Here is a 20,880-nt window from a genome sequence, read left to right as displayed (position 1 = left end):
AATTTCAGCTGCTGCCATCGCAGCATTTAATTTCCGATAACGCCCGGGCCGCTTCGCACACGGCTTTTTGAGCCTGTACTTCCAGCGCTTGATCTTCAATAAAAACCTGTTCCGGGCCGACAACACTTAATGCACCCACAGCGCCGCCGCCCGCGTCCTTAATTGCCGCGGCGCAAGCATTAATCCCTTTCTCCAACCGAGACCGACTCCAAACATAGCCCGTTTCGCGAATATTGCCTATTTCCTGCATCCATCTATCGAAATCGGGAATAGGCTTCGGTGCAGAAGGGCCGAACATGAGGTTTAACTCATCGTTGGAACGGCTTGCCAACACTGCTTTTCCCGGCGCCAATTGCCAGGCCGCCACCCTGCTACCCAGCGTGATATGACTCACCAGCCCCGCAGGCGGCATTTCCCGCAACAGATACACCATATCAGTGCCATCCAACACAGTGTAATAAACCGAAATGCCCAAGGAATGACAAATGGACTGCGCATAACGCCTAACCACCGATATGAAATCATTATGACCCAATGTGGTGGCCGACAAAGCCAGAAAACGCAGGCTAACACGATGGCCGCCCGAAGGCAGACGTTCGATCATGCCCTCTTGCTCCAGCGTGGCCAGCAAGCGCGTGACGGTTACGCGATTCACATCGATCAGCCGCCCAACTTCGCTTAAATTACTGGTATTGCCGCCCTGCGCAATGTATTCAAGCAACCGTAAGCCACGCACCATGGGGGTGACCAAAGCCCCCGGTTCCAGGCTCGATTGTTCGCCGCGCCCCACTGACTCTTTTGCCATTCCTGCCTAACCCAATTTAACCGACCACGCATCATAGCCGTAAACCCAATCGGCGTTGGTGCCCGATTTCAACCAATTATTGCCACGCGACGCAATTTGTATTTCCGCCGTACGATCGTGACGCGCTTTCTGATATGCACCGAATGCCGCAGTAGGTTCGGCAAAATCGTTGGAACTGAGACAGCGCGCCAACACAACGGCATCCTCAATGGCTTGCCCGGCGCCTTGCGCCATGAACGGCATCATGGGATGACATGCATCGCCCAGCAATACCAGCCGCCCTTTGTGCCACTCCGGCAATGGATCACGCACGTACAGTGCCGACTTCAGCACCGAATCACAGGCATCAAGCAATGCGCGAGCTTCTTCATGAAAATCAACGTAATGCGACCGAAGTTCGCTTACCTCGCCCGGCGCGGTCCAGGACTCCAAGTGCCAACCTTCCTGTGGCGTAGTCGCGAAAATAAACAAGTCTTTGCCTTGATTGAGCGGGAAGGAAACGATTTGCACTTCGGGTTGTTTGCCCCACCATTTGGTAAAGCTATCAAGATTCGGCAAATTACCCAGCTTCGCAACCGGCACCACTGCCCTGTAGGCCACCACACCGGTAAATTCCGGCTGCTCCGGCCCAAACATCGCGGTGCGCACGGTGGAATGAATACCATCTGCGCCAATCAGCACATCCACCTGCTCCTGACTGCCATCATCAAAATGAACCGTCACACCGCCCGCCTGGTCGTCGATCCGAGTCACTTTTTTGCCCAGTTTCACCGTACCGGGTTGAACGCCCTCTTCCAACGCAGACATGACATCGGCGCGGTGCAATGTAAGCTGGGGCGCACCGTATTTCTCTTGCGCCGCCTCGGCCATTTCAATACGCGAGGTTTCTTCGCCGGTATAACCGTCTCGACTGATACGATAACGTGGCCGTGCCGCCGTTTTACGCAACGCTTCGCCAACCCCCTGTCCCAGGCCGTCTATTGCTCGAACGGCATTCGGCGTTAAATTGATGTCGGCACCAACGCGTGCAAATTGCTTTGCCTGCTCAAACACCACCACCTCTTTTCCAGCCTGCTGCAATGCTATGGCAACGCTCAGCCCGCCAATGCCTGCACCTGAAACCCCAATACGTTGTGTCATGCCTCATCCTTATGATCAAAAATGAACGATATGTTCATAATTTAACTCACCTTGCATAAGCACGTCAACGAAAACATACGAAGCGACCATTTAAGACAAAAAAAACAGCCGGGTAAACCCGGCTGCCTGCATTAGCATTGGGTGCACACAAACAGCGTTTTAGCGGTCGTCGGCACCGGTATTCAAACTGGCTTGCGCCAAAGCCGCTTTTCCGCGGGTTTGGCTTAAACGATCGAGATAGGCCGCATCGACGTCGCCGGTAATATACTCACCGTTAAAACAGGAAGACTCGAACTGCGTCATCGCCGGATTCAGGTCGCGCAAACTACGCTGTAAATCGGCCAGCTCTTGATAAACCAAACCATTGGCGCCAATTTCACGCGCAACATCGTTCGGTTCGCGCTCGAAAGCGATGAGTTCCGATTGCGTCGGCATATCAATTCCGTACACGTTCGGAAAACGAACGGGTGGCGCGGCAGAGGCAAAAAACACCTTGTTCGCCCCGGCCTCGCGCGCCATATCTACAATTTGTCGGCTGGTCGTGCCACGAACGATCGAGTCGTCGACAAGCAGCACGTTTTTACCTTTGAACTCCATGTCGATTGCGCTGAGTTTTTGACGCACCGACTTCTTTCGCACCGCCTGCCCGGGCATAATAAAGGTGCGGCCGACGTAGCGATTTTTAATGAACCCCTCACGGTAATTCAGGTTCAGGCGCGCAGCCAGTTGCATGGCCGAAGGTCGGGAGGAATCAGGAATAGGCATGACAACATCGATTTCACCCAAACGCAATGATTTGGCGACGTTATCCGCCAGGTACTCACCCATGTGCAAACGCGCATCGTAAATGGAAACTCCATCCATTAAGGAGTCGGGACGCGCAAAATAGACGTATTCGAATAGACATGGCGTTAAGCGCGGTGATTCCGCACACTGACGACTGCTTAAATTGCCGTCTTCATCAATAATAATGGCCTCGCCGGGCTGGACATCACGCACAAATGTGTAACCACACCCGGTTAGCGCCACGGACTCCGAGGCAACCATCCACTCCACACCCTGTTCGGTTTCCTGAGTTCCCAGGCACAGAGGGCGCACGCCAAACGGATCGCGAAATGCCACCATGCCGAAACTGGCAATTTGAGCAATAACGGCGTACGCACCGCGCGTGCGCCGGTGTACAGCCGCTACCGCTTCGAATACTGCGGATTCGTCGAGCGACACCCCCGTTGAAGCGCGCTGCAACTCATGGGCAAAAATATTCAGCAAGACTTCGGAGTCTGAGTTGGTATTAATATGGCGGCGATCAATGCGGAACAGTTCTTCGCGCAGCTCACGCCAATTAGTCAGGTTGCCGTTATGCACAAAGGTAATGCCAAACGGCGCATTAACATAGAAAGGTTGTGCCTCGTCGACGCTGTCGCTGGAACCGGCGGTGGGATAACGTACCTGGCCCAAACCGCTGTTACCGGGCAAAGAACGCATATTTCGCGTACGGAATACATCGCGTACCAGCCCATGCGCTTTATACATGCTGAAAAACTGGTCGTAGGATGTGGCAATGCCTGCAGCGTCCTGGCCCCGGTGCTGCAAAAGCAGCAAACTATCGTAAATGGTTTGGTTCACTGGATTGCGGCCAACAATCCCTACAACTCCACACATGTTTTCAATTCCCGAAATAACAACTTAATAAGGCAACCAGGACCCCAACGAGGGAGGAAGAACCTGCTTTACCGCTTGCACCCCTTGCACAGCAAGTGGCGCAAAGCGGGCATCGCGCCACCACGGCTCACGCGGCAGTTCGGTATAGCCGCCAAGGGCCACCAAAACCAACACAATAATGACACCGCGACACAATCCGAACAGTCCACCCAGGCCATGATCGGCCGGTGTCAGACCCGTTTTCTTGATAAAAGTGGCCAGGGTAATATTCACCAGGCCCACCAAAAGCAACACAACGATAAAAACCGCAGCGTAAGCTACCGCGGTACGAAGAAGATCATTTTCAAGGTAAGGGGATAACCACACCGACACCCTTGGGCCCCACCATACCGCTGCTATAAAGGCGGCCAGATAGGCAATCAGCGAAAGCAATTCTTTAACCAGGCCACGCAGCAAACCCAAACAGGCCGAAACCCCCAGAATTGCGAGCAGGATGTAATCGAAACTGGTCACTTGCTGGAAATAAAGCCGTTGTCGTAACCCAAGGCGCGCAAACGGGTTTGTGCGGCCTGGGCAGCTTCACGGGATGGGAAAGGCCCTACACGTAACCGGTATGTGGGCTTACCCCCGGACACGGCCCGCTCCACAAAAGCATTGGTCACGCCGGCCTCGAACAGTTTGTCACGTCGGGCATTGGCATCTTGCTCTGTGGTGTAAGCAGCGATTTGCAGAACAAAGCTGCCCGTGTCGCTTTGTGCCGTCTGGCCCTCACCCGCACCGGGTGGCTGCCTTCCTTCAAGCAGAGCCAATGCAACCGCGCCGTCGTCGGAGCGTGAGTTACGAGCCGGCTCCTGTTGTGCTTGCGCGTTTGTACTGGTAGAGCTTTGCGCGCTTTCTGACGTTGATTCGGGTTTGCGCGTTTCAGACTCATCATTATTGGCAGCGGGAGGCTGACTTGCGGACGAAGAGGTTGAACCGGTTGCCGGCTCTGAGGTTTGTTGCAACTGCTGGGAACCCGAAGAAGCCTCGGGATTGGCCCCATTATTGGCGCTATCCGAAGGCGCAGGGATATCAACCCGCTCGATCGTGATTGAACCGGTACTGTTACCGGACTGGGCAAGCTGCCCTTCGGGCGACGACGCAACCGGTGGCAGCACAATAGGCTGCAGCGCGTCGTTAGCCGGCGGGTTGGTATCAATAAGCATGGGAACCACGATAACCGCCGCCACAACCAAGACCAAAGCCCCTACCAAACGCCGACGTGCCCGCACGCGCAGTTCGTTTGCCTGGGAATCCGTCGTGGAACGGCCTGATTTACGGCGGTCGGAAGCCGACCCTGAATCACGAGAAAATAAACCCATGTAACAACCCTGATTGGCCAAACGATGAATGCGGTGGGAGGTGCGTGTTAATGCGCCTTGCGACCGAGTTCCCTCAGTATCGGGCCAACAGTGTGAAATGACCCGAATACAAGAATTCTATCATTCTCTGCGGCCTGATTCTGAGCTGCTTTAAATGCTTGTACCGGATCATCAAAAACGGCAGTCGTGACGACCTCGTCAGCCGGACGTGAGGCGGTTAGATTTTCAACGATCTGCGCCAACTCTTTACCCGGAGCGGCTCTGGGGCCGTCGATATCGGCACAATACCAGTGATCCACTTTATCGGCGAGTTTTTGCAATGTTGCTTCTATGTTCTTATCTTTGAACATGCCAACCACTGCATGGGTATAGGGATAAAAAGGCATGTTATCCAGATTCTGTGCAAGCACTGCCGCCGCATGGGGATTATGGGCTACATCCAATACTACAACCGGTGAGCCCGGCAATATTTGCATACGCCCAGGCAGCGAAACCTGAGCCAGACCGATCCGGATAGCCTGTTGAGGCACCGCCAGCCGCGGGTGTAACGCTTCGATAACCGCCAGCGCCGCGCTTGCATTCAATAGTTGATTCGCTCCCCGCAAAGCCGGGTACGCCAGGCCCGGACGGCGCTTGTCGCGACCTCCGTATGCCCATTGTTGACGATCACCGGAATAATTGAAATCGCGCCCGAACAGCCAAAGGTCTGCGCCAATTGCCTGCGCATGATCAATCAGCGTTTGGGGAGGCACAGGGTCGGCACAAATGGCCGGGCAATTTGCACGAAAAATATGTGCCTTCTCTAGCGCGATTTGGTCGCGTGTGTCTCCCAGCCATTGCATGTGGTCGAGATCGATACTCGTCACTACAGCGCAATCGGCATCGAGCATATTCACTGCATCAAGACGACCACCCAACCCAACCTCAAGAATCGCGACATCGACTTTGGCATCGGTGAACGTTAGTAGTGCAGCCAACGTTGCAAATTCAAAGTAACTCAGTGAAACATCGGCACGCGCGGCTTCAATACGAGCAAACTGCTGAACGATTTGAGCATCGTCGACGATATTGCCGTTCACCCTGATTCGTTCGTTGAAGTCGATTAAATGAGGCGAGGTATAGAGCCCTACCTTATAACCGGCCGCAACCAGTATGGCCTCCAACATGGCGCAAGTGGAGCCTTTTCCATTGGTTCCGCCCACCGTAATGGTGACACACGGCAGTGTATGAACACCCAGTCGCTGCGCAACCGTTGTAATACGTTCGAGCCCAAGATCTATTTTCTTGGGGTGGATGGTTTCAAGATGCGTCAGCCAGTCCTGTAAAGGACTGGCTGCAGTTAAAGAAGAAGACATGTTGCGATTTCTTTATTTCTTTCTTTGCGGGGGTAAGTCGGTACAACTGCCATGCGCGACTTCCGCCGCCATGCCGATTGACTCACCTAACGTTGGATGCGGATGAATCGTTTTGCCGATATCGACCGCATCAGCACCCATTTCAATGGCCAAAACCACTTCACCAATCAGGTCGCCCGCATGGGTGCCGACGATGCCGCCACCCAGAATTCGCCCAGTTTCGGCATCAAACAACAACTTGGTAAAGCCTTCGTCGCGGCCATTTGCAATGGCTCGCCCCGATGCAGCCCAGGGAAACAACCCTTTATCCACTTTAACGCCTTCCTTGCGGGCCTCGTCTTCTGTGATTCCCACCCAGGCAATTTCAGGGTCGGTATAGGCCACCGACGGAATAACACGTGCATCAAAGAAGCTCTTTTTGCCGGCTATTACCTCGGCCGCCACGTGTCCTTCGTGCACTGCCTTATGCGCCAACATAGGTTGACCCACAATGTCGCCAATGGCGTGAATATGGGACACATTCGTACGCATTTGACGGTCAACCTCAATGAAGCCGCGTTCGGTTACCTGCACACCGGCGTGTTCGGCACCGATGCGACCTCCATTCGGCGCACGGCCAACGGCCTGCAGCACAAGGTCGTAACATTGGGGTTCGGAAGGTGCGTTCTTACCTTCGAAGGTCACCCAAATACCGTCTTTATCTGCTTTCGCATCAACGGTTTTGGTCTCGAGCATAATGTGGTCGAAACGTTCGGCATTCATTTTCTCCCAAACTTTCACCAAGTCACGATCGGCTCCCGGCATTAAGCCCGACTGCATTTCAACGACATCAAGACGGGCACCCAAGGCGGAATAAACAGTGCCCATCTCGAGACCGATAATGCCACCACCCACAATCAGCATGCGCTTTGGTACTGACGCCAGCTCCAGGGCTCCGGTTGAATCGACCACCCGCGGATCATCGGGTAAAAAGGGCAATTTTACCGACTGGCTGCCGGCGGCAATAACGGCCGAAGCGAACTTGATGGTTTGCGTGCCGTCTTTTGTTTCCACCTGCAAATGATGCGGGTCAACAAACTGTCCCGACCCTGTCACCACCGTGACCTTTCGTGCTTTGGCCATGCCGGCCAAGCCATTGGTAAGCTTGGAAACCACACCGTCTTTATGACCGCGCAAGGCATCCAGGTCGATTGAAGGCTCACCAAATTTAATACCGTGTGCTGCGAGCGATTGTGCTTCTTCCAGTACCGCTGCGGTATGCAACAACGCTTTCGACGGAATGCAACCCACGTTCAGGCAAACCCCACCCAGTGTGCTGTAACGTTCAACCAGCACCACCTTCAGGCCAAGGTCGGCCGCGCGAAAAGCAGCGGAATAACCGCCAGGCCCCGCACCCAAAACCAATACATCACAATCGAGATCGGCTGAACCTGAAAACTGACCGGCGGAGGGGGCTGAACCTTTGTTGCTCTCAACGTGACCCTGCTCTGCTTTGTTATCGGCGCTTGAGGCTGCATCCGGCGTTTTCTCAGAAGCTTGTTCTTCTATTTTCTCAGACGCTTGCGCTTCTATTTCGGCAATAACGGCACCTTGCGCCACTTTATCGCCTACCTTGATCCGCAGTTTCACCACTTTACCGCCTTTGTCGGCCGGAATTTCCATGGATGCTTTGTCGGACTCGACCGTGATCAGGCTCTGTTCCGCCTCGACGGTATCGCCCTCACTAACCAAAACCTCAATGACCTCAACTTCATCGAAGTCGCCGATGTCCGGCACTTTCAGCTCATACTTGCTCATATTCGGCCCTTATAAAGCGATACGGCGGAAATCTGACAGCAGTTGCCCCAGATACGCGTTGAAGCGTGCAGCGGCGGCACCATCAATCACGCGATGATCATAGGAAAGCGACAACGGCAACATTAACCTCGGTTGAAATGCACTGCCATCCCATACTGGCTGCATACCCGAGCGCGAGACCCCCAGAATGGCGACTTCGGGCGCATTAATAATGGGCGTGAAGTCTGTTCCACCGATGCCGCCCAGCGACGAAATCGAAAACGTTCCCCCTTGCATTTGCGCCGGCGACAACTTGCCGTCGCGCGCCTGGGCCGCCAGTTCAGACATTTCACGCGCAAGGTCCAAAATACCTTTTTGGTCGGCATCGCGAATAACCGGTACCACCAGGCCGTTCGGTGTATCAGCGGCAAAACCAATGTGGTAATACTGCTTCAAGACCAGGTTATCACCGTCAAGCGATGCGTTGAACTCGGGAAACTTCTTCAAAGCCGCCACGCAGGCCTTGATGAGAAACGCCAGCATGGTGACCTTTACACCGGACTTCTCGTTCTCTTTGTTCAGTTGTTTGCGCAACGACTCAAGGTCGGTAATGTCGGCTTCATCGTTATTCGTAACGTGGGGAATCATGACCCAGTTACGATGCAAGTTAGCGCCCGACAACTTCTTGATGCGCGATAAGGGTTTGCTTTCCACCGGCCCGAATTTGGCAAAGTCCACCTTCGGCCAAGCCAGCACCTGAAGCCCGCCGCCCGCGCCGGACGCAGTACCCGTTCCGGCACCGGTACCCGCGACAGCTTGCTTCACGAATTGGCGCACGTCATCGGCCAGAATGCGACTTTTCGGACCGGAACCTTTAACCTGAGCAAGATTCACGCCCAGCTCGCGCGCAAACTTTCTGACGGAAGGTGATGCATGCGGCAAATCGCGTAACGGACGCTTGTCCTCTTCAAAAGCCTGGGTAGGTGATACGCGCTGTGTTTGGCCTGACTCTTCGGCTGACTCTTCGCCACGCGGTTCAGGCTTCTCTTCCTGTTCAACAGGCTTGCTTTCCTCGTTTGACGACGCGTCCGACGCTTTGGCAGGCGCCTGTGACGATTTGGCACCGCCTGAACCTGTTACGGCAAGCTCCAGAATTTCCGTTCCTTTGCTGACTTTATCGCCTACTTTCACTTTCAGTGATTTAACCGTACCCGACTCAGACGATGGAATTTCCATTGAAGCTTTATCGGACTCAACGGTAATCAGGCTCTGTTCGGCCTCGACGGAATCACCTTCATTGACCAACACCTCGATGACTTCAACTTCGTCGAAGTCGCCGATATCGGGGATAACAACAGTTGCCGACCTACTAGCCCCTGATGAGGCTTGCTTCGCGGGCTCGTGCTCTTTCTGACCGGAGTCAGCCGTATTCGAATCTGAAGCGGAATCCGCTTTCGGCTCGTCAGGATCGGCTTTAGATGCGTTTTCCGCTTCTTTCTTATCAGCCGGCTTCTGCGCCTGAGCGCTTTCCAACTCAAGAATAACAGACCCTTCGTGAACCTTGTCACCCACTTTGACCTTAAGTGACTTGACCTTGCCCGAGGCCGACGCGGGAATTTCCATAGAGGCCTTGTCCGACTCTACGGTAATCAAACTTTGTTCCGCCTCGATGGTATCACCTTCGGATACCAGCACCTCGATCACTTCGACATTATCGAAATCTCCGATGTCCGGCACTTTAACTTCAACGATATTGCTCATGACGACTCCCCTGCTCAGGCGTATTGTGGGTTGGCTTTATCGGGATTGACTTCATACTTCTTGATGGCCTGGGACACTTTGGAGAGCGGAATCGCACCCTCGTCCGCCAAAGCACGCAATGCCGCCAACACAACGAATCGACGATCCACCTCGAAATGTTCACGCAGCTTGTAACGGAAATCGGAACGCCCGAAGCCGTCGGTGCCCAACACGTTGTAGGAGCGTCCTTTAGGTACGAAGGGTCGAATCTGGTCGCCGAACAGCTTTACATAATCCGTTGAAACCACAATGGGGCCACTGGTTTTTTCAAGTTGTTGCGTAACATAGGGAACAGGCAAATCTTTGCGCTCGGGGTGCAAAAGGCGCTCGCGTTCGCAATCGAGACCGTCACGACGCAATTCGGTGAAACTGGTCACACTCCAAAGATCGGAGCTCACGCCCCAATCTTCCAGAAGCATGTCCTGAGCCGCCATGACTTCGCGCAGAATCGTTCCCGACCCCATCAGTTGAACGCGCAACTTGTCTTTCTCTTTACCGTTGCTCTGAAGCTTGTACATGCCGCGAATAATGCCCTCTTCGTCACCCTGCTTCAAACCAGGGTGGGCATAATTCTCGTTCATGATCGTAATGTAGTAGAAGACGTTTTCCTGATCTTCAACCATGCGCTTCATGCCATGCTGAATAATCACCGCCAATTCGTGCCCAAACGCAGGGTCGTACGACACGCAGTTGGGAATAAGCGACGACATAATGTGGCTATGGCCGTCTTCATGCTGCAGACCTTCGCCATTCAAAGTTGTGCGGCCTGCAGTACCACCCATCAGGAAGCCACGTGCCTGCATGTCGCCCGCAGCCCAAGCCAGGTCGCCGATACGCTGGAAACCGAACATGGAGTAGTACACGTAGAACGGCACCATGATGCGGTTGTTGGTGGAATAAGACGTTGCCGCGGCAATCCAGGAACTGAAAGCGCCTGCTTCGTTAATGCCTTCCTGTAATAACTGGCCGTTGGCAGCTTCTTTGTAATACATCACCTGGTCTCTATCGACCGGTTCGTACTTCTGCCCTTCCGGCGCATAAATACCGATTTGGCGGAACAAGCCCTCCATACCAAAGGTTCGTGATTCATCGGCCAAAATGGGCACAACACGCGGCCCCAAGGCCTTGTCACGCAATACCTGGTTCAACACACGCACAAATGCCTGCGTCGTTGAGATTTCACGGCCCTCGGTAGTCGGCTCAAGCGTTGCCTTGAACGCGTCGAGCTGTGGCGCCTTGAAGGACTCATCTGCGCGCATGCGGCGCTTGGGCAAGTACCCGCCCAGTGCCTCACGGCGTTCGTGCAAATATTTCATCTCCGGGGAATCCTCCGCCGGCTTCACGTAAGGCACTTCTTCCAGCTTGTCGTCGGGAACCGGGATATTGAAACGATCACGGAATTCACGAATGGCATCGATGTCCAGTTTTTTCTGCTGGTGAGTCGGGTTCTTGGCCTGACCGACATGCCCCATGCCATAACCTTTGATCGTTTTTGCCAGAATCACTGAGGGCTGACCTTTGTGGCTTGAGGCCGACTGGAATGCGGCATAAACCTTATACGGGTCGTGTCCACCCCGGTTAAGGCGCCAAACATCTTCGTCGCTCATGCGGCTTACCAGTTCGAGCAGCTTGGGATGCTTGCCAAAGAATTTCTCACGGACATACGCGCCGTCGTTGGCTTTATAGGTTTGATACTCGCCATCGACGGTTTCTTCCATAATCTTGCGCAAAATACCTTCTTTATCGCGCGCCAGAAGCGGATCCCAATAGCCACCCCAAATCAGCTTGATGACATTCCAGCCACTGCCGCGGAACTCGCCTTCAAGCTCTTGAATGATTTTGCCATTGCCGCGCACAGGACCATCGAGGCGTTGCAGGTTGCAATTCACGACAAACACAAGATTATCGAGGTTCTCGCGGGCGGCCATGCTGATCGCGCCTAAGGACTCCGGTTCGTCCATTTCACCGTCGCCGCAAAAGACCCACACTTTACGTTTGCTGGTGTCGGCAATACCCCGCGCATGCAGATATTTCAGAAAGCGCGCCTGATATATAGCCATGATGGGACCCAGGCCCATGGAAACCGTCGGGAACTGCCAAAACTCCGGCATTAATTTAGGGTGCGGGTATGAAGACAAACCTTTGCCGTCAACTTCCTGACGGAAACGGTCGAGCTGTTCTTCCGTTAAACGCCCTTCCAGATAGGCCCGTGCGTACATGCCGGGCGAACTGTGACCCTGGAAATAAACCAGGTCGCCGCCGTGATCTTCCGTTTCAGCATGCCAAAAATGATTTTGGCCGCAACCAATCATGGTGGCTAACGAGGCAAAAGAGGCAATGTGCCCGCCCAGGTCACCGTCGTGAGGAGGGGTTTTACGGTTGGCCCGAACCACCATGGCCATGGCGTTCCAGCGAATAAAGGCGCGGATACGACCTTCAAGGGAAACATTACCGGGATAAGCAGGCTGCAAACCGGGAGGAATCGTATTCACATAAGCCGTGTTGGGCGAAAACGGGATGTGTGCACCGGAGCGTCGTGCCATATCGATGAGGCGCTCGAGCAGGAAGTGAGCACGTTCAGGACCCTCCTTCTCCAATACCGCTTCAAGGGCTTCGAGCCATTCCTGGGTTTCCACCGCATCAATATCCGACTCGTCGACCACGGTATTTATTTTTTCAAGAGATGACATTAGGAGTCTCCTGTTTAGTTTGCTTTTCATATAGACCAACACACCCATTCGCCCGTTGTAGCATGATCTTTGCCCACTGCGAAAACGGGTGTTCGGCTGGTAAGCCGGTCAGTCCAGGCTGACGCCATTCTAGAAAAGTGTTCAGCTTTGAGCAAGCAAAATTTCACTTTATGGCACGATATTTCATAATATGAAAATAAGACGTGAAACTAAGCAGTTTCAATGACTTCAAGGACAAGGGTAAAATAAGCATTGAACTTTGTGTCTGGTCTATGGCTGCTCCTAACAAGAAATCTCTGATCCCAACGACTTTTTACGAACAAGCGCAAAAGCGACGCGGTCTTTACTGGTTAACGCCGTTTGTGGTGTTAATCCTTTATCTCTGCGTCATGGGCGTGTTCTTCTGGATGCAAAGAATCCAGAGCGACAGTGTCATGTTCGTAACAATCGATCAGGAAATTCGCCAGCAACGGCTCATGATGCTGGTTGTGGCTTTATCGCTGGTAATTGTGGTCAGCCTGCTGGCCTTATGGCGCTACACCCGTTTTCGTACTAAAGCAGAAGAAGCGCTCATTGCGGAAACAGGCTTTCGACGTGCCATGGAGAACTCCATGTCAACGGGCATGCGCGTATTCGACATGCAGGGTCGTATCGCTTACGTGAATCCGGCCTTTTGCCGCATGATAGGTTGGAATGAAGCCGATCTCATCGGCCGTACAACCCCTTTCCCGTATTGGGTTCCCGGCAAGTATGCCGAGCACCAGGAAACACTCGACCTGTTGTTATCGGGTCGAACCCCAAGCAGCGGCTTGGAAATTGAAGCCCAGCGACGCGACGGTTCGCGCTTTACCGCGCGCATGTATGTATCGCCTTTACGTGATGCAAACGGCGAACAAATCGGCTGGATGACGTCCATGACCGACATCACCGAGCCGAAACGTATTCGCGAGGCCCTTACCGCGGCCCATGAGCGTTTCATGACAGTTCTTGAAGGCCTGGATGATGCCATTTCCGTTGTGGCCGACACGCCTGAAGGCCTCGAACTACTCTTTGCAAACCGCAACTACCGCCGCTTTTTCGGCGCACAGTCAAGCGGTCACAGTGAACTGTTGGGTGGACGCCTGGGCCGTTTCACCGACGAACTGATCGAAGTCTACTCCCCTTCCGCTCAACGCTGGTTCGAAGTGCAGCATCGCATGCTGGCCTGGACAGACGGTCGCCGCGTGCGGCTTCAAGTGGCGCGCGACATTACCGAGCGGCGTCAGCACGAGGAAGAGTCACGCATGCAACAAGAGAAAATTCAGTTAACCAGCCGCTTGATGACCATGGGTGAAATGGCTTCATCGCTGGCGCATGAACTGAATCAACCTTTAACCGCGATTGTTAACTACAACATGGCGGCTTCGGCCATGGTGAAATCGGATAGGGCCACGCCCGAAATGTTGCTTGATGCGTTGGGTAAAAGTGCACAGCAGGCCGAACGTGCAGGCAAAATTATCAGCCGGATTCGTGAGTTTGTGAAACGCAGTGAACCACGTCGCCAGCGTGTACCGGCTGCGCGCATCCTTGACAACGCCATTGCCTTCGCCGATATCGACGCGCGCAAGCGACAAGTACTCATTGAGAAAACATTACCCGACACGCTTCCCGACGTTCTGGCCGACCCCATCCTGATAGAACAGGTATTATTGAATCTTCTGAAAAATGGTGTCGAGGCGATGGAGCATAGCGAATATCGTACACTCCACGTTGTGTTAACTGATCAATCTTCCGTTCTTGAGTTCGCGGTAATCGACCGTGGCCATGGCCTGAAAGATCCTGAACGTCTTTTCGAGCCCTTTTACAGCACCAAATCCGAGGGGCTCGGCATGGGGCTGAATATTTGTCGCACTATCATCGAATCCCACCATGGGCGCCTCTGGGCCACAGCGAATCCCGAGGGGGGAACCATTTTCCGCTTTACCTTGCCCAATGCGGGCGAATCCAACAATAACGAAACCAGGCCCAACCCGAATCACCAGGAGTTGCAAGCATGACCACAACCACCACCGTTTCCAATACCGTCTTCATTGTCGATGACGATGAGGCCGTGCGCGATTCATTGCGCTGGCTGCTCGAAGCCAACGGCTATCGTGTTAAAGCATACAGTGGCGCAGAAGAGTTTTTGAATACTTACGATGCTGACCAGGTTGCGGTTTTAATCGCCGATGTACGAATGCCCGGCATGAGCGGTTTGGAACTCCAGGAAGAGTTGTTGGCCCGAAACGCGCCACTTCCCATCGTATTCATCACTGGCCACGGCGACGTTCCCATGGCCGTCTCCACTATTAAGAAAGGCGCTGTCGACTTTCTGGAAAAGCCCTTCAACGAATCCGACCTGCGCAGTATTGTGGCCCGCATGCTGGAACAGGCCACGGAAGATGCCGCGAAGCTGCAAGAACAAAAAAGCCAACAGGCTATTCTCAGCCGGCTGACGTCACGCGAACAACAGGTATTGGAACGCATTGTGGCTGGGCGTTTGAACAAGCAAATTGCAGGCGACCTCAATATCAGCATCAAAACGGTTGAAGCACATCGCGCCAACATCATGGAAAAGCTTGAAGTGACCACCGTAGCCGACCTCATGAAAATTGCCCTGTCTCGCTCCGAAGGCGTTGTATGACCGCTAGAATTATCGATGGAAAAGCCCTTGCCGCAAGCATTCGCGAGGAAGTCGCACAGCGGGTCGCCACGCTGAAAACGCAGGGCGTGACGCCTGGATTGGCCGTGGTGCTTGTGGGTGACGATCCGGCTTCGCATGTTTACGTGCGAAACAAAGCCGCCGCATGCGAGAAAGCGGGTTTGCACTCCGAAATCATCCGTCTTGAAAAAGACATCTCGCAAGCGCAGCTATTGGCCGTCGTACACAAACTGAACGACGACCCGCGTATTCACGGTATTCTGGTTCAACTTCCCTTGCCGCCGCATCTGAATTCGCACATTGTCATTGAAGCGATCTCCGCCGCCAAAGACGTCGACGGTTTCCACATTAGCAATGCGGGGTTGCTCATGACGGGCAAACCTTTGTTTCGCCCGTGTACGCCCTATGGCGTCATGAAAATGCTGGAAGCCGAGAACGTCTCACCATGGGGTGCTGAAGCCGTTATTGTGGGCGCCAGTAATATCGTGGGCAAGCCCATGGCCATGCTGCTGTTGGCCGCCGGGGCCACGGTCACCCTCTGCAACTCCAAAACGCGTGATCTTGCCGCGCAAACGCGTCGCGCCGACATCCTGGTTGTCGCAACCGGCAAACCTGGCATGGTAAATGGTGACATGATCAAGCCCGGCGCCACCGTCATTGACGTCGGCATCAACCGGCTCCCCGACGGCCGCCTTGTCGGCGACGTGGAGTTCGAGTCGGCCAAAGAAGTTGCGGGTGCCATTACTCCGGTTCCCGGCGGCGTAGGCCCCATGACCATTGCCATGCTATTGGTTAATACGCTTGAGGCAGCCGAACGCTGCGTCAGTTTGTCTGCTACGCAAGAAGCCTGATTATGCCCAACCCTTTGCTTGTTCCAATCGATCAATTGATCGATTATGAACACATCACCCCTGACGTTATCGAACCGGCAATCGACGAATTGATCGCGCAAACGCGCCAATGCATTGAAACCATTGCCGACCCCGCGACCCCCGCTGAATGGGATACGCTCATTGAGCCACATGAAGTTTCATCCGCAAGACTTTGGCGCGCATGGTCGGTTGCAGGACACCTTAACGCGGTAGTCAACACCCCCGCATTGCGCGACGCCTATAACCGCTGTCTACCTAAAATTACCGAATTTTCCACCTGGGTTGGTCTGCATCGCGGCTTGTACGACCAATACCAGAAGCTACGCAACAGTGCTCACTATGAAACACTGCCGGCGGTACGTCAGCGCATTATTGAACTTGCCTTGCGCGATTTCCGACTGGGAGGCGTTCAACTGGAAGGTGAGGCACGCAAACGCTACGCGGCGTTATCCGATGAAGAAGCACGCATTTCGCAAAAGTTTTCAGAAAACTGTCTGGACGCCGTTGACGAATGGCATACCTTGGTCACGGATGCCGACCGATTGGCGGGTATTCCCCCCGACGTGATCAGTGCCGCCGCAACCCTGGCAAAAGAGAATGGTCAGTCGGGTTGGCGTTTCACCCTGAAAATGCCCTGCTACTTGCCGGTGATGCAATATGCACAAGACCGCGCGTTACGTGAAACCCTTTATCGCGGGTTTGGGACTTTGGCCTCGGAACAAGGCGACACCCGTTTCGATAACACTCAAGCCATTGAGCAACTGCTGAGCCTAAGGGCTGAGGAAGCCCGGTTGTTGGGATATCAGAATTTCGCGAAACTGCGCCTTGAAACCCGCATGGCCGAATCGCCCGAACAGGTTCTGTCGTTTCTGCAGGATCTGGCCAAACGTGCCAAACCTTATGCACAACATGACCTTGCTCAATTGAAGGCGTTTGCGCATGAACACTACCAAATGACCTCGCTGGAACCTTGGGATATTCCATTTTTGTCGGAGCGCCTGCGTGAAAACCGCTACGATTATTCCGAAGAGTCGGTGCGTCAGTATTTCCCGGTACAAAAAGTACTGAACGGATTTTTTGACATTGTCGGGCAATTATTCGGGGTCACGTTTAAACCGGTGAAACTACCTTTGTGGCATCACAATGCACAGGCCTATGAAGTACTGCTTCATAAAAACCGATGCGGCTATTTGGTGATGGATTTGTACGCGCGGCAGGGAAAGCAAAGCGGCGCCTGGGTTGACAGTGAGCGGGCACGCCAGCGTGTTGACGGCACATTGGTCACCCCGGTTATTTACCTTACCTGCAACTTCCCTGCTCCGCAGGAAAATCAAGCGTCGCTTCTTACCCACGACGACGTGATCACCCTGTTTCATGAAAGCGGCCACGCCTTGCATGCCCTGCTTTCACGTGTCGACGACCCCGGCGCATCGGCGTTCTCAAATATGGAATGGGACGCCATTGAACTGCCCTCGCAATTTATGGAGAATTTCTGTTGGGAATGGGCTTCGATTCAGAAATTATCCGGTCGTGTAGACGACAGTTCACCTTTGCCTCATACCTTGTTCAAGAAAATGCTGGCGGCGCGCAACTTCCAAAGTGGCATGCAAATGGTGCGACAAATTGAATTTTCGCTTTTCGATATGCAGATTCACAACCACCGTTCCGGGTTGGCCATTGAAGAAGTGCTGAACACATTGAGTACGGTTCGCCAAGACGTGGCCGTTTTGTTCCCGCCCGAATGGCATCGCTTTCCTCATACGTTTTCACATTTGTTTGCAGGCGGCTACGCTGCCGGCTACTATAGCTACAAATGGGCCGAGGTGCTGTCGGCCGACGCCTACGCCGCGTTTGAAGAATATGCCGAAACGCATGGTCTGGAAAACACACTGATCGGACCCATAGGCACAAAATTTGTAGATGAAATTCTTGCCGTAGGGGCTTCGCGCCCCGCGCAGGCTTCATTTCAGGCTTTTCGGGGCCGCGAACCGCGAATTGACGCCCTATTGCGTCACAGTGGCATGACGGAACAACCCTTGGACGTTTGATAATGAAACGCACATTTTTAAGGCTTTCACCCCAGCGTTACTCCGCCGGCATAATTGGCGTAATCCTGGCGAGCGCTATTTTCCTGACCATGCCGACGACAACCGCACAAGCGAACCCTGTCGAGACAGTCAACGCCAAGGAAGAAACTACCCGCTTACACAACATTCGCGGCTTTTTGCCCGACTTAAGGTTTGAGCTGATCGGCCCGAATAACGAACCGTTAACCGCACAGGCTTTCCGAGGCAATATCGTTATGTTGTTCTTCGGCTATGCCAGTTGCCCAGACATATGCCCCACTACCATGGCGCAATTGGCACAGGTTATGCAAAAGCTGGGGCCCGACGCCGAGCACGTTCGTATTTTATTCATCAGTGTCGACCCTCACCGTGACACCGCGGAAAAACTGCAAGCATATGTGCAGGCGTTCGACAGTCACGCCATCGGTTTAACCGGCTCTGAAAAACAAATAGCCGACGTCGCACGGCGCTACCGGGTTGCCTATCAAATAGAAGAACCCAGCAACAACGACCCGGAGCGCTACGAGGTTGCACATAGCCGCGGCATTTATATTTTCGATGAAAATGGCAAAGCGCGTTACCTTGCCGCCGACTCCGAATCGGTTGACGTATTAACCGACGGCGTACGTACTTTATTGCAATAACAAACCTAGCCGCCTACCGAAGGGTCAGCGGGATCACAACACACTTGGCCGTCGGCGTCGCGCAAGGCCGTACGTAAGCCTTCCTCGATAACTGGATGATAAAACGGCATTGCCAGCATTTGCCTGATGGTGAGCTTTTGCTGATGAGACCAGGCTAAAAGATGAGCCAGATGTTCAGCAGCCGGCCCTGCCATTTCGGCGCCCAGAAATTGCCCGGAACAGCGATCAGCATAAACGCGCAGCAACCCTTTATTTTTAAGAATGACACGAGCTCGCCCCTGGTTGGCAAAACTCGCCTCCCCCACAACTGTTTCGGCAGGGTCCAATTGATTAAAGCGCCGGCCCACCCACATTAGCTGCGGGTCCGTAAAGACCACGGAAACGGGCGCCCGCCGTTTGAACGCTTCAACTTGGGGATAATGAACGGCATTCAACGCGGCAAAACGCCCATCGTCCGCCGCCTCATGCAAAAGCGGCATTTGGCCGTTCACATCGCCGGCGAGAAAAATAGGTGTGTCTTTGATCTGTAAAGTACCGGTGTCAAAAACCGGCTTTTCCCGGTCATTGAAATGCGCTGAGGTGTTAGCGAGTTCGAGCGAGTCGAGATTAGGACTACGCCCCACCGCCATCAACACATACTCATAGGTTTCTTCGCGCCGTGCGCCGCCTTTAGGCGTAAAGCACACACGCACACCATGCGTCTGCTTCTCAACCGAATGAACTTCAGCGCACGGTGCAAGGCTCAACTCGTTGTGAAACGCCGCCAACGCCGATTCCAGCACCCGTGGGTCGGCAATTCCGCCTACCGACGGGCTGCGCCCCACCAGTTGAACACGCACCCCAAGACGTGACAATGCCTGCCCCAATTCCATACCAATAACACCCGGGCCCACAACAAGCACACTTTCAGGCAGCTTTTCCCAGTTGAATACATCATCATTCACCACCAAACGATCTCCCAGGCCCTGATACATGGGCGGGATGACGGGTGACGAGCCGGTAGCGATAATAATGCGTGAAGCCGTAACGCGGGTATGATTGCCGACCTGCAGTTCTGTGTTGGACAGAAATCGCGCAGAGCCCAGCAAACGATCGGCCGGGTCAAACCCCTGAACAGCTTCAAGGACAAACCCCACGAATCGATCGCGCTCACGCCGGACACGACTCATGACCTCGCGTCCGTTAACCTGAACCTCGCCTTGAACATGAACACCGAATTCTGCAGTATGGCGTGCATGATGTGCAGCTTCCGCCGCTGCAATAAGCAATTTTGAAGGCATGCAACCGACTCGGGCACAAGTTGTACCGTATGGGCCACCCTCAATCAGCAAACACGCCAAACCAGACGCCTTCACGGTTCGGTAGGCCGACATACCGGCCGTTCCCGCCCCTATGATGGCGATATCGGTATTCAAATGCTTCATTTCCACTCGGTCACGAACTCCTTGAAATCAGGACGTTCAGGCGCAGCCGTTGCGGGTTCGATCGGTGTTCCCACTGCCAGATAACCCATAAAACGATAATCGAGGCCGTCGAAACCCAACGCTTCATTCACTTCATCAACATAAGTTCCAAGCCCGGTACTCCAGAATGCACCATAGCCTTGCATGTGAATCGCATTAAGCATATTCATGACGGCGGCACCAACCGCCAGCATCCGCTCGTGCTCGGGAATACGGGTATTGCTATGATCGATCCGGCATGCAATGGCTATCAGCAAAGGAACTTTCGACAGCCATTTGCGTATCGACGCCTCTTTCTCATCGGTAAGCGGCTTACCGGCGCGGCGGGTTGCCTCAATCGACAAATCGGCCAGTTTCATAATGGCATCGCCCTGAATAAGCGAAAAACGCCAGGGCCGCAAACGTCCATGATCGGGGGCTGACATGGCCGCCTGCAAAATCTGTTCCAATTGCTGCTCAGACGGTGCCGGCGCTTGAACAAACTTAACGGATCGCCGTGATAATAAATAATCCACCGCAGAAGTAGACATGCTCAATTCCTTTGTTTCAACGCTCAAGCGTGCGAC

16 protein-coding genes are annotated in these 20,880 nt (G+C 53.9%); 5 read left to right on the top strand and 11 right to left on the bottom strand.

The window, feature by feature from the left end; all coding sequences use genetic code 11:
* Positions 1-4: 4 nt before the first annotated feature.
* From G9Q38_RS11120 to aceE, 9 genes are all read right to left on the bottom strand, one after another.
* Positions 5-805 (bottom strand): IclR family transcriptional regulator, encoded by an 801-nt coding sequence (locus G9Q38_RS11120; RefSeq protein WP_166130968.1) that lies wholly within the window; start codon positions 803-805, stop codon positions 5-7.
* A 6-nt stretch (positions 806-811) separates the two neighbouring features.
* Entirely contained in the window at positions 812-1,945 is a 1,134-nt protein-coding gene (locus G9Q38_RS11115; protein ID WP_166130966.1) for an FAD-dependent monooxygenase, read from the bottom strand.
* A 159-nt stretch (positions 1,946-2,104) separates the two neighbouring features.
* A complete protein-coding gene (purF, locus tag G9Q38_RS11110) occupies positions 2,105-3,607 on the bottom strand; it encodes an amidophosphoribosyltransferase (RefSeq protein WP_166130964.1) in 1,503 nt (500 codons plus the stop codon).
* Between the two features lie 24 nt (positions 3,608-3,631).
* Positions 3,632-4,120, bottom strand: coding sequence for a CvpA family protein (locus G9Q38_RS11105; RefSeq protein ID WP_114421679.1), 489 nt, complete (start codon positions 4,118-4,120; stop codon positions 3,632-3,634).
* Positions 4,117-4,968, bottom strand: coding sequence for an SPOR domain-containing protein (locus G9Q38_RS11100; protein ID WP_166130962.1), 852 nt, complete (start codon positions 4,966-4,968; stop codon positions 4,117-4,119). The genes G9Q38_RS11105 and G9Q38_RS11100 overlap by 4 nt, the downstream gene beginning before the upstream one ends.
* 47 nt (positions 4,969-5,015) lie before the next feature.
* Positions 5,016-6,323 (bottom strand): bifunctional tetrahydrofolate synthase/dihydrofolate synthase, encoded by a 1,308-nt coding sequence (folC, locus tag G9Q38_RS11095; protein WP_166130960.1) that lies wholly within the window; start codon positions 6,321-6,323, stop codon positions 5,016-5,018.
* Between the two features lie 12 nt (positions 6,324-6,335).
* Positions 6,336-8,120 carry a dihydrolipoyl dehydrogenase gene (lpdA, locus tag G9Q38_RS11090; protein WP_166130957.1) on the bottom strand — a complete coding sequence of 595 codons (1,785 nt, stop codon included), beginning with the start codon at positions 8,118-8,120 and terminating at the stop codon, positions 6,336-6,338.
* 9 nt (positions 8,121-8,129) lie between these two features.
* Positions 8,130-9,860 (bottom strand): dihydrolipoyllysine-residue acetyltransferase, encoded by a 1,731-nt coding sequence (gene aceF / locus G9Q38_RS11085; RefSeq protein WP_166130954.1) that lies wholly within the window; start codon positions 9,858-9,860, stop codon positions 8,130-8,132.
* Between the two features lie 14 nt (positions 9,861-9,874).
* Positions 9,875-12,589 carry a pyruvate dehydrogenase (acetyl-transferring), homodimeric type gene (aceE, locus tag G9Q38_RS11080; protein WP_166130951.1) on the bottom strand — a complete coding sequence of 905 codons (2,715 nt, stop codon included), beginning with the start codon at positions 12,587-12,589 and terminating at the stop codon, positions 9,875-9,877.
* A gap of 272 nt (positions 12,590-12,861) precedes the next feature.
* On the opposite strand from aceE, the gene G9Q38_RS11075 reads away from it, so the two are divergent.
* Genes G9Q38_RS11075 through G9Q38_RS11055 form a run of 5 tightly spaced genes read left to right on the top strand, consistent with a single transcriptional unit; the run spans position 12,862 to position 18,851 of the window.
* Positions 12,862-14,625 (top strand): PAS domain-containing sensor histidine kinase, encoded by a 1,764-nt coding sequence (locus tag G9Q38_RS11075; RefSeq protein ID WP_114421744.1) that lies wholly within the window; start codon positions 12,862-12,864, stop codon positions 14,623-14,625.
* Complete coding sequence (locus G9Q38_RS11070) at positions 14,622-15,251, top strand: response regulator transcription factor (RefSeq protein ID WP_114421673.1); 630 nt, start codon at positions 14,622-14,624, stop codon at positions 15,249-15,251. The genes G9Q38_RS11075 and G9Q38_RS11070 overlap by 4 nt, the downstream gene beginning before the upstream one ends.
* Complete coding sequence (folD, locus tag G9Q38_RS11065; RefSeq protein WP_114421672.1) at positions 15,248-16,120, top strand: bifunctional methylenetetrahydrofolate dehydrogenase/methenyltetrahydrofolate cyclohydrolase FolD; 873 nt, start codon at positions 15,248-15,250, stop codon at positions 16,118-16,120. The genes G9Q38_RS11070 and folD overlap by 4 nt, the downstream gene beginning before the upstream one ends.
* 2 nt (positions 16,121-16,122) lie before the next feature.
* Positions 16,123-18,189: a M3 family metallopeptidase gene (locus tag G9Q38_RS11060; protein ID WP_370523854.1), complete on the top strand. Its 2,067-nt coding sequence runs from the start codon at positions 16,123-16,125 to the stop codon at positions 18,187-18,189.
* 2 nt (positions 18,190-18,191) lie between these two features.
* A complete protein-coding gene (locus G9Q38_RS11055) occupies positions 18,192-18,851 on the top strand; it encodes an SCO family protein (RefSeq protein ID WP_228276117.1) in 660 nt (219 codons plus the stop codon).
* Positions 18,852-18,856: 5 nt separating this feature from the next.
* Here the strand turns inward: G9Q38_RS11055 and G9Q38_RS11050 are convergent, their stop codons facing one another.
* Positions 18,857-20,275 carry a dihydrolipoyl dehydrogenase gene (locus G9Q38_RS11050; protein WP_166130948.1) on the bottom strand — a complete coding sequence of 473 codons (1,419 nt, stop codon included), beginning with the start codon at positions 20,273-20,275 and terminating at the stop codon, positions 18,857-18,859.
* Positions 20,272-20,844 carry a nitroreductase family protein gene (locus G9Q38_RS11045; protein WP_166130944.1) on the bottom strand — a complete coding sequence of 191 codons (573 nt, stop codon included), beginning with the start codon at positions 20,842-20,844 and terminating at the stop codon, positions 20,272-20,274. The genes G9Q38_RS11050 and G9Q38_RS11045 overlap by 4 nt, the downstream gene beginning before the upstream one ends.
* Between the last annotated feature and the right edge of the window lie 36 nt (positions 20,845-20,880).

Origin of the sequence: Pusillimonas sp. DMV24BSW_D, assembly GCF_011388195.1 — a bacterium.
Taxonomy (GTDB): Bacteria; Pseudomonadota; Gammaproteobacteria; order Burkholderiales; family Burkholderiaceae_B; genus Neopusillimonas; species Neopusillimonas aestuarii.
This window is presented reverse-complemented; position numbering and strand designations above follow the sequence as displayed.

Excerpts from the sequence above, each read along its gene's own strand:
- G9Q38_RS11120 (WP_166130968.1), bottom strand. The coding sequence starts at position 805 with ATGGCAAAAGAGTCAGTGGGGCGCGGCGAACAATCGAGCCTGGAACCG.
- G9Q38_RS11115 (WP_166130966.1), bottom strand. The coding sequence starts at position 1,945 with ATGACACAACGTATTGGGGTTTCAGGTGCAGGCATTGGCGGGCTGAGC.
- purF (WP_166130964.1), bottom strand. The coding sequence starts at position 3,607 with ATGTGTGGAGTTGTAGGGATTGTTGGCCGCAATCCAGTGAACCAAACC.
- G9Q38_RS11100 (WP_166130962.1), bottom strand. The coding sequence starts at position 4,968 with ATGGGTTTATTTTCTCGTGATTCAGGGTCGGCTTCCGACCGCCGTAAA.
- folC (WP_166130960.1), bottom strand. The coding sequence starts at position 6,323 with ATGTCTTCTTCTTTAACTGCAGCCAGTCCTTTACAGGACTGGCTGACG.
- lpdA (WP_166130957.1), bottom strand. The coding sequence starts at position 8,120 with ATGAGCAAGTATGAGCTGAAAGTGCCGGACATCGGCGACTTCGATGAA.
- aceF (WP_166130954.1), bottom strand. The coding sequence starts at position 9,860 with ATGAGCAATATCGTTGAAGTTAAAGTGCCGGACATCGGAGATTTCGAT.
- aceE (WP_166130951.1), bottom strand. The coding sequence starts at position 12,589 with ATGTCATCTCTTGAAAAAATAAATACCGTGGTCGACGAGTCGGATATT.
- G9Q38_RS11075 (WP_114421744.1), top strand. The coding sequence starts at position 12,862 with ATGGCTGCTCCTAACAAGAAATCTCTGATCCCAACGACTTTTTACGAA.
- G9Q38_RS11070 (WP_114421673.1), top strand. The coding sequence starts at position 14,622 with ATGACCACAACCACCACCGTTTCCAATACCGTCTTCATTGTCGATGAC.
- folD (WP_114421672.1), top strand. The coding sequence starts at position 15,248 with ATGACCGCTAGAATTATCGATGGAAAAGCCCTTGCCGCAAGCATTCGC.
- G9Q38_RS11060 (WP_370523854.1), top strand. The coding sequence starts at position 16,123 with ATGCCCAACCCTTTGCTTGTTCCAATCGATCAATTGATCGATTATGAA.
- G9Q38_RS11055 (WP_228276117.1), top strand. The coding sequence starts at position 18,192 with ATGAAACGCACATTTTTAAGGCTTTCACCCCAGCGTTACTCCGCCGGC.
- G9Q38_RS11050 (WP_166130948.1), bottom strand. The coding sequence starts at position 20,275 with ATGAAGCATTTGAATACCGATATCGCCATCATAGGGGCGGGAACGGCC.
- G9Q38_RS11045 (WP_166130944.1), bottom strand. The coding sequence starts at position 20,844 with ATGTCTACTTCTGCGGTGGATTATTTATTATCACGGCGATCCGTTAAG.